Source organism: Yoonia sp. (assembly GCF_965660735.1).
Classification (GTDB): Bacteria; Pseudomonadota; Alphaproteobacteria; order Rhodobacterales; family Rhodobacteraceae; genus Yoonia.
Genome location: NZ_CBFIBD010000004.1, coordinates 40666 through 56533, shown reverse-complemented (window position 1 = coordinate 56533; position 15868 = coordinate 40666). Strand labels below are relative to the sequence as shown.

The window sequence follows — 15868 nt, the reverse complement described above, 5'->3', positions numbered from 1 at the left end:
ACAATACACCATCATGTTTAAGGTTCTACCAACCTGGGGGCAAGCAACATGTATGTTACACGACCTAATGAACAGTTTGAAGAATTTCGTGCCTTGCAGCGTGCACGACCTGCGCAGCAGCGACATTTGCACAGGGTCTGTGCAGGAAAACATCTTTTTCACGAAGGACAGAATGCCCGCAACATCTATGAAGTTGTCAGTGGGGTGCTGCGCCTGACACGTGTCATGGAAAACGGGCGGCGTCAGGTGATCGCCTTTGGCTATCCAGGTGATGTCGTGGGGTTTCCCAGCGACGGCGAATACCACACCGATTGCGATGCGCTGCTTCCGACGACGGTGGTTGTGCATAACCGCAGCGCATTGGAAAGCCCGACCAGCAACGTGGCGCTGCGTGCGCGCCTGCTTCAGGCGGCGCTGCGTGAAATCAGCGCGATGCAGGATCATTTTCTGATGCTGGGCCGCAAATCTGCCGGTGAAAGGGTCGCGTCGTTTCTGCTGACCCTGCAAGAAAGGGTGGGTCTGCCTTTGGGCCAGTTTACGCAGTTTGACCTGCCGATGAGCAGGTCCGACATCGCCGATTTTCTGGGGCTGACCACGGAAACCGTTTGCCGGACCTTTACCCGGCTACGCAAATCCAACGTCATCGCGCTGGATCGCGTGCATACGGTCATCATTCTCAAGCCTGACGCCCTGCGCGACATGGCCGAGGGCAATAACTAGGGCGCAGGCCATAGGTCCTGCAATTCAAGGGGCAGGTTGGCGCGCACGTCTTCAACCTCGCCCCGTGAAATGCGGGCATTGATCACATTAAAGACCGCCTTGATGTCTTGCATCCCGCTGTAATCCAGCACATCGCCGACCTCATCCTCGACTGCTGCGATGAAATCTGCAGCATGACGTTCCCTGACCGGTGTCTTTTTGGGTTGCCAGCCTTCGAAATACATTCCCCGCAGCACGATCGGCAGTTGCGCGGAAAACTGTGCCATCTCGTTTACGGGCAGATGGTCGCGGATGTTGCAAAGAACGGTGCGCAACAAACGCAGCACGTCGCGTTCGCTGGTCCAGCCCAGACGCCCGGACAATTCGTTGACCCAATCGTGGGCTTCATGGACGGTGCGTTCAAAGACATGGATGGTGCGTGTCATGGTCGGTCTCCGGTTTGTTATTCGGGTTCAGTCGGTTTCATGTCGACATCCAGCGCATAGCCTGGATTGCCGATCAGCCGGTTGAACAGTGCAGCTGTCATCGCGCCAACACCCAGCAAAACAAGGGTATAGTTTATGATCCAGCCCACGAAGGGGATAAAGTTCAGCAGCGTCACCACGCAGACTGCGACCGCCAGCACGACCAGACGGATCAGCAGTGACGGATCGGCAGGCCCGCCTGCGGCTGCCATGACGCGCATGGCGATGGCATAGGCGGCAAGCAGATACCCCAGCGTCCACGCCAGAATGATCAGCAGGATACCGAAGGGCACAAAAGGAATGCCAACGATGGTCAGCGCCGTGATCGGGATCAGGCCGAACAGCATCGACAACCCAACGATCCCAAGCAGAAAGATATGTCCGGGCCGGTTGGTGATATCGCGACGCATCCGTGACACATGTTTGGGGGCGAACGTCAAAAAGATGCTGCCAATCAGCACAAAAAAGGCAAGCGTGATCAAAAAGACCGAAAAAAGCGAAATGAAAGTCGGCAGAGCCGGCATTTCGACCTCTTCCCAGGTGTCGCGCATATCGTCCCAGCCCATCCCGCGTGTCAGGCGTTCGTACCGCACACGATCACTTGAAATAACCCGTTCTGGGATGTCGATTTCGGACCGCGATGCATATACAAGCTGCCCCATGATCTGCGCATCCGGCCCAAACGTCATATTGTCCGTGGTCAACCGCACATCGCCCTGGATGACGCTGTTCAGGGCGATTTCGCCGCCGGCGGCTGTCAGCGCCCCCGCAATGGGGCTGTTAACAACAAGCGCACGGCCCAAGAGACGGGCATTGCCCCCGACCGCCGCACCCGGCGAAAGACGCACTGTATAGCCCATGGCGGTCACATCCTGCGCCACATCGGCCCGGACAGTGACAGTGGCGCCAGCGGCATACAGATCGGCGTTGGTGTTGGTGTCCACCTCGACATTCATGCCTGCGATATGCACATCCCCGTCCGACTGGCCGCTGATCGTGACAACCTCGCCCGCGACAAAGATGTCACCAGGCGCATCATAGGTTTGGCTGATGGTCGACCCGGCCATGAAGCTGTCACCGCCATTGGTGGTTGACACAGTCTCGGCTGTGGCCGCGGTGACCAGCAACTGGGCAACCAGAACGATAATTTTGCTGACATTCCGCATGACGATACCTGTTTTGCGTTCGGATTGCCCATTCTTAGCGCAGCATGGCGGTTTGGAATTGAGCAGGGTCAATCTGATCGCGGGCCAGAGAGGTATGGCTCTGGCGTTCCCAGGTCACGGAAAGGAAACCAGATGAATACCCAATTTCCCCCGCAACCAAACAGCCCGCATCCGTTTCTTGAAACACTTCAGGAAGAGATGGAGCGCCTGATCGACCGGCTACGGTTCAATCCGGAACTGGGCGATAGATCGTTCCGGCTTGGCGCATCAGGGCAGATGGTGCCGGCCATCGATGTGTCGGAAAGTGATGATGCGCTGGATGTGATCGCCGAGGTTCCGGGCGTGGACAAGGATGACATCACGGTGACGATCGACAAGGATCAGCTGATCCTGCAAGGACAGAAACGTGATGAACGGGAAGAAGGTCAGGGCAGCTATCGTTTGTCTGAACGCAGCTATGGCACCTTCCACCGCACTATCCCGCTGGGCTTTGTGCCTGGTGATGACGGGGTCAAGGCGGTGTTTGAAAACGGGGTGCTGCGGCTGACAATCCGCAAACCTGCCGGGGCCAGTCCAACCGCACGCCGGATTGAAATCACCACCGCCTGATCCGGCGTCAATGGGCAAGTTGCGCCAGTTTGCGGGCCAGTGCGTCGCGTTCTTCGATCAGGTCCAGCACCAGCGCGACACCGGCAAGGTTCAGCCCGAGATCATGCGTCAGACGGCGCGCCTTGCGGGCCCGCAATACATTTGGCGGCGTGAACCGCCAATCCCCGGCGTCGGCTCCCAGCGGGTCCAGTACGCCGTAATCCACCAGCGACACAACCCACTCTGCCTGCACATGGCAAAAATGGCTCAATTCGCCCAAACTCAGTGTTTCGATGATTTCGATATGGTCACTGTCGGCAAGTTTCATCTGCTTCCTCCTTGATCTTTGCGGGGATCAAAATTCAACTCTTTGGCCATGCGTTCATAGAACGCCCGGGCCTCTGCGGTTTTGACGGGCGGGTTGATGATTTGCAGTTCGGCATAAAGATCGCCCGGCTTGGGCCCCGGCAATCCACGGCCTTTCAGCCGCAACCTCTGCCCGCTGCGCGCATTGGGCGGGACAGTGATCTGCACCTTGCCACCGGGTGTCGGCATCGCGACCTTGGCCCCCAATGCGGCCTCCCATGGGGTCACGGGAAGCGTGACCGATATGTCCCGCCCATCAACGCGAAAGGTCGGATGGGATTTCAGGGCCACCTCGAGGATCAGATCGGCCCCTTGGCTGCCCATGCCCTTCAGGCGCAAGTGCTGCCCGGCGACGATCCCCTTGGGGATGTCGACGGCAATCTGCTGGTCGCGCCACTCGACCCGCCCTTGTGCGTCCACATCAGGCATCCGCAGTTCCAGCGTTTTGCGGGCACCCTTGAAGACATCCTCTAGGTTGATGTCGATGCGCGCATGTTGGGCCGCCGGTCGAGTCGAGGCACGCCTGCCAAAAGTATCCTGCCCGAAGGCATCGAAGAAATCCTCGAAAATCCCGGCATCGGCCCGGCTCATGTCTTCAGGCGCAAAACCATAGCCGCCGCTCCAGCGGTTTTGCTGTTGCTCCTGCTGATGTTGCAGACTTTCCCATTCCGGGCCAAATTTATCGTATGCCGCCCTTTTTTCGGGGTCACGCAAGACATCATAGGCATTCCCGATAGCCTGAAATCTGGCTGCGGCCTCGGTTCCGGCGTTCACATCGGGGTGGTATTTTCGGGCAAGTTTGCGATAGGCGCGCTTGATTTCGTCAGGGGTGGCATCGCGCGCGACACCCAAGGTTTTATAGAAATCGTCTTGCGCCATCCCCAAACCCCGTAGCTTCCCCTGCGGCGCAGGCTAGCGGGTGGGGCTGATGCAAAGATTGATCCATCTCAATTTCAAATGTTGTCCGCTCCGATACGACTGATCAGCAGCCAATGCATAAAGGAGCCGGTCATGCGAAAACAAACCATACTTGTCCTGCAAGGTCCCCAGGGGACAGAGGCAGACCTGTCTTATCTGGCCGATACGGCGCGCGCGCAGGATGCGCATCTTTCGGTCCTGCACATTGGCCCGACCGAGCCGATCCCGGCCTATGCCTATGGCGGGATGCCTTACGGCGCTGTCGAAATTCCGCACAAATGGGTCGAGGAGCGTGAGTCTCTGGCGCGTGATCTTGATGAAAAACGCAAGCAGACCAATCATTTCTTCGAAAAAGAAGGCGTTTCGGGCGAAGCAGGGGTCATCTGCACTTTTCCCGCAAGTCTGGATGATGTGGTGGCACCACGCGCGATGCTTTGCGATGTGGCGGTGATTCAGGACGATCTGCGCAGCTATGACGATGCCTTCCGCAATCTGCTTTACGGGGTGCTGTTCAAATCTCCTGCCGGGATCGTGCTGAACCCGCACCGCACCGAAAAACCGTTGCAGCCTGCGCATGTATTCATCGCATGGAACACCAGCAAACCTGCCGCCCGCGCAGTGCGCGAGGCGCTGCCGATGCTGGTCGCAGCCAAGCAGGTGACGATCGCCACATTCGATGCGGTCAAGAACGAAACCGCTGACGGTGAAGAACCCGGTGCCGATCTTGCCAGATGGCTAAGCCATCACGGCTGCAATGTGACTGTGCGGCAATATGATTCTGCCGGCGTCGAATTGGGCAAGGCGATCCGCGAACACGCAAGCGGTGTGGGCGCCGATCTGATCGTCATGGGGGCCTATGGGCATACGCGGGTCCGCGAGGCCGTATTTGGCGGCACGACCCGCAGCATGGTCGATCAGAAAGACGCGGCGGTCTTTCTGGCGCATTGATACGACCGGGCCGGTCAGGCAGATGTCTGCCCGGTCCGTCATCTGCATATCCCAGCGGCCAGACCGTCACGCTATTTGCCACACAACAAAATTTAACCGGTAGGCATCATCCGCAGAATCTCGCCTACAGCGGCTATCGCGTTGCCAGGGGCTTCGATAGCTGTTTGAAAGCGACATGTCGTTCATGTGATGTTTCGGAGCCTGCCTTGACCACTACCCTTATTGTTCTGGCGCATCCTGATCCGCGCTCCTTCAACGGTGCGTGGGCAAACGCAACCCGGCGCGCCTGTGAAGCCTTGGGTGATACTGTTCTATGCTCTGATCTCGTGGCAATGGGATTCGATCCCGTCGAACGTGCCAGCCATTATCCTCACCGACCGACTGATACCTGCTTCGATGCGCTCAAGGCGCAGGAAGAGGCCGCCGCTCAGCATCTGCTTCCCGCAGACGTAAAAGCGGAAATCGAAAAGCTACGGCGTGCAGACCGTGTCGTCTTTCACTTTCCGATCTGGTGGTTTGCGCCTCCGGCAATTCTCAAAGGCTGGTTTGATCGTGTCCTTGCCCATGGCGAGCTTCACTGTGTGCAGCATCGCTTTGACGCGGGTCACTTTCGGGGCAAAAAGGCGCTGTTTTGCGTCACCACCGGCTCTAACGAAAAAGAGAGCGCCTTTAACGGGAAAGAGGGCGACATACAGATGTTGCTTTGGCCCGCAGCTTACACATTGCGGTACCTTGGGTTTTCGGTTGCAGTTCCCGAAATCGTGCATGGCGTTCATGGATACCACCGGGGCGCGCGGCAGGAGGTCCTTCACGATCGCCTTGCAGGCGTCTTGGATGCACAAGACAGGCTCATGACGGAATTCGACAGCCGCGCCTTTTTTCGATTCAACGCGGACACTGACTTTGATGAAAATGGTGCTCTAAAAGCAGATCGTCCAAGTTATAGCCATTTTATCAGAAAAGACCCCTGAGGGAATTTTCAAATGTTATGAAGCGTATCAATGTCTGCTTCAAAGGCTTTGAGTTCTGCGTTACGACCAAGCCACGCAACGAAAGTCCGGTGGCTGGAAATGATTTGACGACCCGCGATCCTGTCATACGCCATGCACAAGCAAAGGATGCCCTTGCGTTGGCGTCCTGCATCGACGCGGCATATGCCCAATACGCTGGGCGCATCTCCGATTTGCCCCCTGTTTCCGACGGGTGTGCAGAAGACATTGCCATTAATCAGGTCTGGGTTGCCGCGCTAGACGATAAGGTCATTGCTGGCCTCGTTCTTGTCGCCGATGAGGGGTTCATGAAACTGGCGAACCTGGCGGTCCATCCGGATCATGGCGGGACAGGTCTGGGACGCAAACTAGCCGAGTTTGCAGAACGCGAGGCTGTCCGTCAGGGGTTTAACGAAATGCGCCTGAACACCCACGTTGATATGCCTGAGAATGTTCGTCTCTATCAGCACTTGGGTTGGGCAGAGGTGGCGCGAAGCGGCAGTACCGTCTCTATGAAAAAGCACCTGTCGGATGACTGACACACGAAACGACCACGCAAATGGCTGAAATGACAGCTCGGACGTCTGATCATTTACAGATCAGGCTTTGGCGTCCTTGGTGGGCACGGCTGATATCTGTGGCTTAGGCCGGACATAAAGGCGGATACTTGATTTTGGATGCGGGACCGGGTCGCTTGCCCCTAAAGTTGCGCGGTATGTGGGTGAATTGGTTGCCATCGACACGCTTGAGAAATTGATCGATATTATGACAGACAAGCACTCGCAAGGATTGCTTCATACTCTGCCCGCTTCGAAAGACGCAGCAAGATAGGCCCGCGCTCGCGTTCTAGCGGGCGCATGCCCCCGTCGGCGAAATAACTGAAGACACTGACGCGGATCCACGCTTAAACGCGCGCCCAATTGAACGCATTGACTTTCCACGCTGCCAACGGTCCCAAATCTCGGTGCGCTGCGCGGCCGAAAAAAATCCTGCGACAATATTCCATCCACGACAGTCCTTCTTTTATTTAAAGATCAAGGGATTGTGTCGATCAGTTGAATCCGCCGCCCGAAACAGACATTCGTTTAAATGAAAATATCTTGCGCCCTCGGACGCCCGCTGTGCGAAGGTGCACGCTGTGACTTTTTCGTATCCGGAAAGTGACAAGCAAACGGTTGCGGGCGAATCTGACCGGTAGAGCAATGAAGCCGAAGCATCCGCCTCGCGCAATTTGCCACCTTGTCTGTTCACATCTGTTGATGTGAAGGCCGCTAAAATGACTTGCCCAATAAAAACAAGGACTACAACTTGTGCTGTAGTCCTTGTTTTTATTGGCACCGAACTGGAGCGGGCGAAGAGATTCGAACTCTCGACCCTAACCTTGGCAAGGTTATGCTCTACCCCTGAGCTACGCCCGCATCCGATCAGTGAGGGCTGATCTATAAAGACTCGGCATGCTCTGCAAGGGTAAAATTGCACATAGCGTCATATTTTCCTGCGGGCCGAACTGCGACAAGGGCAGGCGGCCCCGTGTGGCCCTCCATCACGCTTTCAATCATATCCCAGCGGTTGCCGAAAGGGTCCTTGAAAAGCGCCACACGGCCATAAGGTTCGTCGCGTGGCGGCTCTTCGAAATGCACGACGCGGGCTTGCATGGCAGTGTGATCCCGCTCGGAATCTTCGGTCTGTAGGCACAACCAGACACGGTCACCGCCTTGATTGCCGATTGTGTTGGTCTATCGCCAACCGCGCGGGCCAGCAGAAATTACGTCTGCGTATCCCTGGGCGCCACCCTTCTTTTGCGACCCTCAAAGCAAAAGGAAATCGCCAATGCGATTGGGCAGACCGCGAAAGCTGTTTACTCCAACTCTACCAGCAAATCCTTGGCGTCGATCTGGCTGCCGGCCTGCACATGCACGGCCTTGACCACCGCATCGCGTTCGGCGTGAAGGCCGGTTTCCATTTTCATCGCCTCGATGGTCAGCAACAGGTCGCCCGCCTTGACGTGTTTGCCGACCACGACAGATACCGTCGCCACCACGCCGGGCATCGGTGCGCCGATATGGTTGGGGTTGGCAACGTCTGCCTTGGGGCGCTGCACCTTTTCAGCCGCTGCCAGCCGGTTCATCACGCGGATCGTGCGGGGCTGGCCGTTAAGTTCAAAGAACACCTTGACCTCGCCGTCCTCGTTGATGTCCGACACCGCTTGCAGGCGGATTTCCAGCGTCTTGCCGGGGTCGATTTCTGCGGTGATCTCCTCTCCTGGTTCCATGCCGTAAAAGAACGTGCGCGTCGGCAGGGTGCGCACAGGCCCATACGTCCGGTGCCGCCCCATGTAGTCAAGGAACACCTTGGGATACATCAGATAGCCGTTCAGGTCTTCGTCATCGACAGGCTTGCCCTCCAACTGTTGGGAAAGATCTGCGCGGATGTCCTCCAGATCGAGGGGAGGGAGAGATTTTCCAGGCCGTTCGGTGATCGGCTTTTCGCCCTTCAAGATCTTGTTCTGGATCGCCTTTGGCCAGCCGCCGGGAGGTTGGCCCAGACTGCCGCGCATCATGTCCACCACGCTGTCAGGGAATACCACATCGACGTCGGGATCTTCGACCTGCGCGCGGGTCAAGCCCTGGCTGACCATCATCAGCGCCATATCGCCCACAACCTTGGAAGACGGCGTAACCTTGACGATGTCGCCGAACATCGCGTTCACATCGGCATACGTCTGTGCGACCTCGTGCCAGCGGTCTTCAAGTCCCAGAGACCGGGCCTGTCCCTTGAGGTTGGTGAATTGCCCCCCGGGCATCTCGTGCAGATAGACTTCGGATGCGGGGGCCTGAAGCCCGGACTCGAAGGCGGTGTAATGGGCGCGCACCTGTTCCCAATAGTTCGAAATCTCGCGGATTGCCTTGATATCAAGGCCTGTGTCACGGTCGGTGCTGCGCAGTGCCTCGACAATCGAACCCAGCGTGGGCTGCGATGTATTGCCTGACAGCGCGTCCATCGCCGCGTCGACGCAATCGACACCGGCGGCGCTGGCAGCCAGCACTGTCGAAATCGCCGCGCCCGACGTGTCGTGCGTGTGGAAATGGATCGGCAAGCCGATTTCTTGTTTCAATGCCTTGAACAGGGCGGACGCGGCAGGGGCCTTTAACAACCCGGCCATGTCTTTCAGGCCCAGCACATGCGCGCCTGCGGCCTCAAGCTCCTTGGCCATGCCGACATAGTATTTCAGGTCGTATTTGGCCCTGTCGGGGTCCAGCATGTCGCCGGTATAGCAGATCGTGCCTTCGCAGACCTTGTTCGCGGCAATCACCGCATCCATCGCCACACGCATGTTTTCGACCCAATTCAGGCTGTCAAACACGCGGAACACATCGACCCCGCTGTCAGCGGCCTGGGCCACAAACGCCTGCACCACGTTGTCGGGATAGTTGGTATAGCCCACCCCGTTGGACGCGCGCAGCAGCATCTGCGTCATGATATTGGGCATGGCCGCGCGGATATCGCGCAGGCGCTGCCATGGGCATTCCTGCAAGAACCGATAGGCCACGTCAAACGTGGCCCCGCCCCAGCATTCTACGCTGAAAAGTTGGTGCATCTTCGCGGCATATGCGGGGGCAGCGTTGATCATGTCGATTGACCGCATCCGCGTCGCCAACAGCGACTGGTGCCCGTCGCGCATGGTGGTATCGGTGATCAGCAGGTGCGGCTGGTCACGCATCCAGTCTGCCACCGCCTCTGGCCCGAACTGGTCAAGGATCTGGCGGGTGCCGGGCGTGACATCTGTGGTTGGGCGCACCGGCGGGCGGGGTTTCTTGATGTCGGCGTGCGGCAGCGGGCGGCCCGCGGTCTCCGGATGCCCGTTTACGGTGATATCCGCGATATAGGTCAGGATCTTGGTCGCCCGGTCGCGCCGCTTGGTAAATTTGAACAGTTCGGGCGTCTCGTCGATGAATTTTGTGTGGTATTCATTGTTCAGAAACGTCGGATGCTTCAGCAGGTTTTCAACAAAGGCGATATTGGTGGACACGCCGCGAATACGGAATTCGCGCAAGGCGCGGTCCATCCGCGCAATCGCCATTTCGGGGGTTGGCGCGCGCGCTGTCACTTTGGTCAGCAGGCTGTCGTAGTAACGGGTGATCACGGCCCCCGAATAGGCGGTGCCGCCATCAAGCCGGATGCCCGGCCCGGTCGCACTGCGATACATCTGGATGCGGCCATAGTCGGGGATGAAGTTGTTTTGCGGGTCCTCTGTCGTCACCCGGCATTGCAGGGCGTGTCCGTCGAGTTTCACGTCATATTGCGACGCGCAGCCCGTCGCCTCGACCAGTGATTTGCCTTCCGCGATCAGGATTTGCGCGCGGACGATGTCGATGCCGGTTACTTCCTCGGTCACGGTGTGTTCAACCTGCACGCGGGGGTTTACTTCGATGAAATAGAATTCACCGCTGTCCATATCCATCAGGAATTCGACGGTACCCGCACATTCGTAATTTACATGGGCGCAGATTTTTTTGCCCAGATTGCACAATTGTTCGCGCTGTGTGCCGGACAGGTAGGGGGCGGGCGCGCGCTCTACGACCTTTTGGTTGCGGCGCTGCACGGAACAATCGCGTTCCCACAGATGATAGATGGCTCCATGGCTGTCCCCAAGGATCTGCACCTCGACATGGCGGGCGCGCATGATCATCTTTTCCAGATAACCTTCGCCATTGCCGAATGCGGCTTCCGCCTCGCGGCGGCCCTCGCGCACCTTCTCTTCCAGTTCGGATTCGTCCATGATCGGGCGCATGCCCCGGCCACCGCCGCCCCATGACGCCTTGAGCATCAGCGGATAACCGACTTCGGCCGCCTCTTTCTTGATGGCGGTCATATCGTCGCCCAGCACTTCGGTTGCGGGGATGACCGGGACGTCGGCTTGCATGGCGACGCGGCGGGCGCTGGCCTTGTCACCCAGTTTGCGCATTGTCTCGGCCTTGGGACCGATGAAGGTGATGCCGTTGGCGACACAGGCATCAACGAAGTCGGGGTTTTCCGACAGCAACCCATAGCCGGGATGGATCGCATCCGCGCCGGACATCTTGGCCACGCGAATGATTTCCTCGATGCTCAGATAAGCGGCCACCGGACCCATGCCCTCGCCGATGCGATACGCCTCGTCCGCCTTGAACCGGTGCAGGCCCAGTTTGTCTTCTTCGGCAAAGACGGCGACGGTTTTTTTGCCCATCTCGTTGGCGGCGCGCATGATGCGGATCGCGATTTCACCACGGTTGGCAATGAGGATTTTCTTGAAGTCGGCCATGGGTGTTCCTTTGGCAATCTTTTCGCAGTTGCAGCATTTTTAGGCAGGCGCGCGCAGATGTCCAGACCTTTGCATGCATTAGTGTTAGCGCTAACGAAGCGTGTTGGGCAATTCTTTCAGATCACGCGCACCGATCTGACCCATGTTGCTGATCATGTCCTGCCGCAGGATATCCAGCACATGCGCAGCACCCGGTTCCCCCAGAGCGGCGAGCCCGTAATGAAATGCGCGCCCCAACATCACGAAATCCGCCCCCAGCGCCATGGCGCGCAATACGTCCAGGCCACATGCGATCCCACTGTCAAAGATGATCGGCAGTGTCGTTGCGGCGCGGATCTGCGGCAGCACTTCGATCGTGGCGGGGGCCGCGTCAAACTGGCGGCCCGCATGGTTGCTGACCCAGATCGCATCGACGCCTGCCTGTTCCAGTCGCCCGACATCGCCGGGCCGCAGCACGCCCTTGACGATCAGCGGGCCATCCCAGTGATCGCGCAGCCAGGTCACGTAGTTCCAGTCAGGCGAAGTGCGCAGCAGATACCCGATATGCTGGTTGGAGGGCAGGGCCGTCTTGATATCCGAATAACTTTCCATCAGGCGCAGGCGCGGCATGCCGGTCTTGCGGATGCCATTCAGCCATGCGGGACATTGTGCTGCCTGCAACGCCAGCCGAGGTGTCAGTTTCGGCGGGTTGGTCAGCCCGCCCCGTGTCTGCCGTTCGCGTCGCGACGCAACCGGCACATCCACCGTCAGCACCAGCGTGGTGAAACCCGACGCCTTTGCCCGGCTCAGGATATCCTTGCGAATCTCGGGATCGCGCGGCGGGTAAAGCTGGAACCATGCATGGTCCCCGGCCAGTGGCCCCACGTCTTCGGGGAGTTGGCTGGCCACGGTGGAGAGCGTAAAGGGGATGTTTTCGCGCGCCGCCGTGCGGGCCAGCATCTGTTCGGCCCCCGGCCAGACCAAACCCGACATGCCCACTGGTGCGATCCCGATGGGCAGCGGAAAGTGTTTCCCCAGAAACGTCGTGGACAGATCGGGCGTGAATTCACCATGCAGGATCGACGGGGTGAGAAGCACCTTGTCCAGTTCAGTCCGGTTGCGGGCCTGTGTCGACTCTATCCCTGTGGCGCTATCAAGGTATTCCCAGACGAAATGCGGAATACGCCTGCGGGCGCGGGATTTCAGATCAGCGATGGCGGGGTAGCGGGCGTGCAATGTCATGGCGGGCACGCTAGTGCGGCTGTGCCGCGTTTGGCAAGTGGCAGGATGCCTTCGGCGAAGGTATTTGGAAACAGAAGAACGCGGGGAACGTAAGAAGAACAAGCCTTTTCCTTGGTGTCGATTGACGCTATGTTTACCTTTATGAGTAGTTTTTCCGACGAAGATGCATTCGAGGCGGCCGTCCCGCTGAGCCAGCGCGCCATGGCGCGCCCGGCGATGCCCTATCTTGATGGGCTGAACCCGGCACAACGCGAGGCGGTGGAGACATTGCAGGGCCCGGTCCTGATGCTGGCAGGTGCTGGCACCGGCAAGACCAAGGCGCTGACCAGCCGGATCGCACATTTGCTGGCCACCGGCACCGCGCGCCCGCATGAAATTCTGGCAGTGACATTCACCAACAAGGCCGCGCGCGAGATGAAACACCGGATCGGTGCGCATCTGGGTGACGCAGTGGAAGGGATGCCGTGGCTAGGCACGTTCCATTCGGTTTGTGCAAAGCTTCTGCGCCGTCATGCCGAACTGGCCGGGCTGAAATCCAACTTTACCATCCTTGATACCGACGACCAGATCCGCCTGATGAAACAACTGATCGAGGCTGCGGGGATCGACCACAAACGCTGGCCCGCACGGATGCTGTCCGGGATTATCGACAACTGGAAAAACAAGGCGCTGACGCCCGACAAGATATCTGCGGCGGATGCGGGGGCATTCGACCAAAAAGGGGTTGGACTTTACGCCGCCTACCAGCGCCGCCTGCTGGAACTGAACGCCGTCGATTTCGGTGACATCCTGCTGCATGTGGTGACGATTTTCCAGACACACGAGGATGTGCTGCGGCAATACCAACGCTGGTTCCGCTATATCCTCGTGGACGAATATCAGGATACCAACGTCGCCCAATACCTTTGGCTGCGCCTGCTGGCGGCGTCGCACAAGAACATCTGCTGCGTGGGCGACGATGACCAGTCGATCTATGGCTGGCGCGGGGCAGAAGTGGGCAATATCCTGCGATTCGAGGCGGATTTTCCTGGCGCGCATGTGGTCCGGCTGGAAGAAAATTACCGCTCGACCCCGCATATCCTTGCCGCTGCATCCGGTGTGATTGCCGCCAACAAGGGGCGGTTGGGCAAGACGCTGTTCACGTCAGTGAAAGAGGGCGAAAAGGTTCGCCTGATCGGCCATTGGGACGGCGAGGAAGAGGCCCGCTGGATCGGTGAGGAAGTTGAGGCGGCACAGCGCGGCACCCGTGGACGCGATCCGATGGGGCTGGACAGCATGGCAATCCTTGTGCGCGCATCCCACCAGATGCGCGCGTTCGAGGACCGGTTCCTGACTATCGGTCTGCCCTATCGCGTGATCGGTGGGCCACGGTTTTACGAACGTATGGAAGTCCGCGATGCCATGGCCTATTTCCGGCTGGCGGTGTCGCCGGCCGATGATCTGGCGTTTGAACGCATCGTCAACACCCCCAAGCGAGGCCTTGGCGACAAGGCTGTCCAGACGATCCAGCGCACCGCGCGGACCAACGGGGTGTCGTTGGTCGAAGGCGCGCGGTTGGTCTGTCAGGGCAAGCTGCTGGGCGGTAAGGGGCTGAAGGAACTGACCATTCTGGTCGCAGGTCTTGACCGCTGGCACGCGCAGGTAAGGGCCGAAGAAGACACGCACGTTGAACTGGCCGAGATGATTTTGGACGAGAGCGGCTACACCGGGTTCTGGCAGAATGACAAGACGCCAGAGGCGCCGGGGCGGCTGGAAAACCTCAAGGAGCTGGTCAAGGCGCTGGAAAATTTCGAAAACCTGCAAGGGTTCCTCGAACATGTCAGCCTGATCATGGACAACGAAACCGAAGAGGCGGGCGAAAAGGTCAGCATCATGACCCTGCACGCGGCAAAGGGGCTGGAATTTCCCGCCGTTTTCCTGCCGGGCTGGGAGGACGGGTTGTTCCCCAGCCAACGGTCGATGGATGAAAGCGGATTGAAGGGGTTGGAAGAAGAACGCAGGCTTGCCTACGTCGGCATCACCCGGGCGGAGGAGCTGTGCACGATTTCATTTGCCGCCAACCGGCGCGTCTATGGACAGTGGCAGTCGCAAATGCCCTCGCGGTTTATCGATGAACTGCCCGAGAAACACGTAGAGGTTCTGACACCCCCCGGACTTTACGGCGGTGGTTATGGGGCTGCCGGCATGGCGGCGAGCGCATCGCCCGCGATCATGGGGGCGGCGTCGTCTGACCTGCATCAAAAGGCGCATGACGCGGATGTCTACAACTCGCCCGGTTGGCGGCGCCTGCAATCGCGCGGTGCACAGCGGGGCATGTCGATGCCATCCGAGGCGCGTAACATGACGATCGATCTGGACGCGGTGTCGGCCTTTACGATTGGTGACCGGGTGTTTCATCAGAAATTCGGCTATGGAGAGGTCATGGGGATCGAGGGTGACAAACTGGTCATTGAATTCGAAAAAGCCGGGTCAAAACACGTGGTCGCGCGGTTCGTGACCAATGCTGACGCGGCGGATGATGTGCCGTTTTAGGTAGGGCGGGTGCAACCCGCCTGCCGGGGGGGGGTTGCACCCGCCCTACGCCAGCATCGGCCAAAGTGACGCCACCAGCAACACCGCCATCGTCACGTTGAACACCCGCAACCGGCCCGCCGTTCCTAGCCAGCGACGCACCTGCACACCCATCCACGCCCAGACCGTAACCGATGGCAGGTTGGTTGCTGCAAAAACCCCCGCGACGATCAATGATCCGACCAATATGCCACGGTCTTGCGGCGCATAAGCGCTGATCGCGGTGATCGCCATGAACCACGCCTTGGGGTTGACCCATTGGAATGCTGCGGCCTGCAGGAAGGTAAAGGGCTTACCTGTTACGGTTTTTGCCTCGGGCGGGACCGCATTGGCGATTTTCCACGCCAGCCACAGCATATAGGCCGCGCTGACGACCTTTAGCGCGATGTTCAGCACAGGATATGTCACGAAAATCTGCAACAACACGATGCCGACCATAACCACCATGAACGCATGGCCCAGCGAGATGCCCAGCATATGCGGCACCGTCCGGCGCAGCCCGTAATTCGCGCCCGATGCCAGCAACATCAGGTTGTTCGGCCCAGGTGTGACCGAACTGGCAAAGGCAAAGCCGACAAGGGCCAAAAGGATTTCATAAGTCATGACCGCAGCTTA

General features: G+C 58.8%; 15 protein-coding genes and 1 tRNA gene. 7 read left to right on the top strand and 9 right to left on the bottom strand.

What is annotated here, in order from left to right; all coding sequences use genetic code 11:
* The first annotated feature begins 48 nt into the window (after positions 1–48).
* Complete coding sequence (locus tag ACTG4B_RS03385; protein WP_439154276.1) at positions 49–720, top strand: helix-turn-helix domain-containing protein; 672 nt, start codon at positions 49–51, stop codon at positions 718–720.
* On the opposite strand, the gene ACTG4B_RS03380 is transcribed toward ACTG4B_RS03385, so the two are convergent.
* Both ACTG4B_RS03380 and ACTG4B_RS03375 read right to left on the bottom strand, forming a co-directional pair.
* On the bottom strand, positions 717–1145 hold the full coding sequence (locus tag ACTG4B_RS03380; protein WP_439154275.1) for a DUF2267 domain-containing protein: 429 nt from the start codon (positions 1143–1145) through the stop codon (positions 717–719). The genes ACTG4B_RS03385 and ACTG4B_RS03380 overlap by 4 nt on opposite strands.
* Positions 1146–1162: 17 nt before the next feature.
* Positions 1163–2350, bottom strand: a complete 1188-nt coding sequence (locus tag ACTG4B_RS03375) for a hypothetical protein (RefSeq protein ID WP_439154274.1) — start codon at positions 2348–2350, stop codon at positions 1163–1165.
* A gap of 132 nt (positions 2351–2482) precedes the next feature.
* On the opposite strand from ACTG4B_RS03375, the gene ACTG4B_RS03370 reads away from it, so the two are divergent.
* Complete coding sequence (locus ACTG4B_RS03370) at positions 2483–2959, top strand: Hsp20/alpha crystallin family protein (RefSeq protein WP_439154273.1); 477 nt, start codon at positions 2483–2485, stop codon at positions 2957–2959.
* A gap of 7 nt (positions 2960–2966) precedes the next feature.
* Here the strand turns inward: ACTG4B_RS03370 and ACTG4B_RS03365 are convergent, their stop codons facing one another.
* Entirely contained in the window at positions 2967–3266 is a 300-nt protein-coding gene (locus tag ACTG4B_RS03365) for a chaperone modulator CbpM (protein WP_439154272.1), read from the bottom strand.
* Complete coding sequence (locus ACTG4B_RS03360; protein ID WP_439154271.1) at positions 3263–4183, bottom strand: DnaJ C-terminal domain-containing protein; 921 nt, start codon at positions 4181–4183, stop codon at positions 3263–3265. Before ACTG4B_RS03360 ends, ACTG4B_RS03365 begins: the two co-directional genes overlap by 4 nt.
* Before the next feature lie 132 nt (positions 4184–4315).
* On the opposite strand from ACTG4B_RS03360, the gene ACTG4B_RS03355 reads away from it, so the two are divergent.
* The 4 genes from ACTG4B_RS03355 to ACTG4B_RS03340 all read left to right on the top strand — a co-directional run bounded on the left by ACTG4B_RS03355 (position 4316) and on the right by ACTG4B_RS03340 (position 6990).
* A complete protein-coding gene (locus tag ACTG4B_RS03355; RefSeq protein ID WP_439154270.1) occupies positions 4316–5170 on the top strand; it encodes a universal stress protein in 855 nt (284 codons plus the stop codon).
* 206 nt (positions 5171–5376) lie between these two features.
* On the top strand, positions 5377–6141 hold the full coding sequence (locus ACTG4B_RS03350; protein ID WP_439154269.1) for an NAD(P)H-dependent oxidoreductase: 765 nt from the start codon (positions 5377–5379) through the stop codon (positions 6139–6141).
* Between the two features lie 17 nt (positions 6142–6158).
* On the top strand, positions 6159–6698 hold the full coding sequence (locus ACTG4B_RS03345) for a GNAT family N-acetyltransferase (protein ID WP_439154268.1): 540 nt from the start codon (positions 6159–6161) through the stop codon (positions 6696–6698).
* A 124-nt stretch (positions 6699–6822) separates the two neighbouring features.
* Positions 6823–6990, top strand: a complete 168-nt coding sequence (locus ACTG4B_RS03340) for a class I SAM-dependent methyltransferase (RefSeq protein WP_439154337.1) — start codon at positions 6823–6825, stop codon at positions 6988–6990.
* Between the two features lie 512 nt (positions 6991–7502).
* On the opposite strand, the gene ACTG4B_RS03335 is transcribed toward ACTG4B_RS03340, so the two are convergent.
* From ACTG4B_RS03335 to ACTG4B_RS03320, 4 genes are all read right to left on the bottom strand, one after another.
* Positions 7503–7577, bottom strand: a tRNA-Gly gene (locus ACTG4B_RS03335).
* A 21-nt stretch (positions 7578–7598) separates the two neighbouring features.
* Positions 7599–7814, bottom strand: a complete 216-nt coding sequence (locus ACTG4B_RS03330; protein ID WP_439154267.1) for a hypothetical protein — start codon at positions 7812–7814, stop codon at positions 7599–7601.
* Between the two features lie 203 nt (positions 7815–8017).
* The gene (locus ACTG4B_RS03325; protein ID WP_439154266.1) at positions 8018–11461 is read right to left on the bottom strand and encodes a pyruvate carboxylase; all 3444 of its coding nucleotides are present in this window, start codon (positions 11459–11461) and stop codon (positions 8018–8020) included.
* 90 nt (positions 11462–11551) lie between these two features.
* On the bottom strand, positions 11552–12682 hold the full coding sequence (locus ACTG4B_RS03320; RefSeq protein WP_439154265.1) for an alpha-hydroxy acid oxidase: 1131 nt from the start codon (positions 12680–12682) through the stop codon (positions 11552–11554).
* Positions 12683–12823: 141 nt separating this feature from the next.
* Between ACTG4B_RS03320 and ACTG4B_RS03315 the strand changes: the two genes are divergently transcribed.
* Entirely contained in the window at positions 12824–15214 is a 2391-nt protein-coding gene (locus tag ACTG4B_RS03315) for an ATP-dependent helicase (RefSeq protein ID WP_439154264.1), read from the top strand.
* Between the two features lie 45 nt (positions 15215–15259).
* On the opposite strand, the gene ACTG4B_RS03310 is transcribed toward ACTG4B_RS03315, so the two are convergent.
* On the bottom strand, positions 15260–15856 hold the full coding sequence (locus tag ACTG4B_RS03310; RefSeq protein ID WP_439154263.1) for a LysE family translocator: 597 nt from the start codon (positions 15854–15856) through the stop codon (positions 15260–15262).
* Between the last annotated feature and the right edge of the window lie 12 nt (positions 15857–15868).

Coding starts and splice junctions, on each gene's coding strand:
- ACTG4B_RS03315 (WP_439154264.1), top strand. CDS start 12,824: ATGAGTAGTTTTTCCGACGAAGATGCATTCGAGGCGGCCGTCCCGCTG.
- ACTG4B_RS03380 (WP_439154275.1), bottom strand. CDS start 1,145: ATGACACGCACCATCCATGTCTTTGAACGCACCGTCCATGAAGCCCAC.
- ACTG4B_RS03325 (WP_439154266.1), bottom strand. CDS start 11,461: ATGGCCGACTTCAAGAAAATCCTCATTGCCAACCGTGGTGAAATCGCG.
- ACTG4B_RS03385 (WP_439154276.1), top strand. CDS start 49: ATGTATGTTACACGACCTAATGAACAGTTTGAAGAATTTCGTGCCTTG.
- ACTG4B_RS03360 (WP_439154271.1), bottom strand. CDS start 4,183: ATGGCGCAAGACGATTTCTATAAAACCTTGGGTGTCGCGCGCGATGCC.
- ACTG4B_RS03345 (WP_439154268.1), top strand. CDS start 6,159: ATGAAGCGTATCAATGTCTGCTTCAAAGGCTTTGAGTTCTGCGTTACG.
- ACTG4B_RS03375 (WP_439154274.1), bottom strand. CDS start 2,350: ATGCGGAATGTCAGCAAAATTATCGTTCTGGTTGCCCAGTTGCTGGTC.
- ACTG4B_RS03365 (WP_439154272.1), bottom strand. CDS start 3,266: ATGAAACTTGCCGACAGTGACCATATCGAAATCATCGAAACACTGAGT.
- ACTG4B_RS03370 (WP_439154273.1), top strand. CDS start 2,483: ATGAATACCCAATTTCCCCCGCAACCAAACAGCCCGCATCCGTTTCTT.
- ACTG4B_RS03355 (WP_439154270.1), top strand. CDS start 4,316: ATGCGAAAACAAACCATACTTGTCCTGCAAGGTCCCCAGGGGACAGAG.
- ACTG4B_RS03310 (WP_439154263.1), bottom strand. CDS start 15,856: ATGACTTATGAAATCCTTTTGGCCCTTGTCGGCTTTGCCTTTGCCAGT.
- ACTG4B_RS03330 (WP_439154267.1), bottom strand. CDS start 7,814: ATGCAAGCCCGCGTCGTGCATTTCGAAGAGCCGCCACGCGACGAACCT.
- ACTG4B_RS03320 (WP_439154265.1), bottom strand. CDS start 12,682: ATGACATTGCACGCCCGCTACCCCGCCATCGCTGATCTGAAATCCCGC.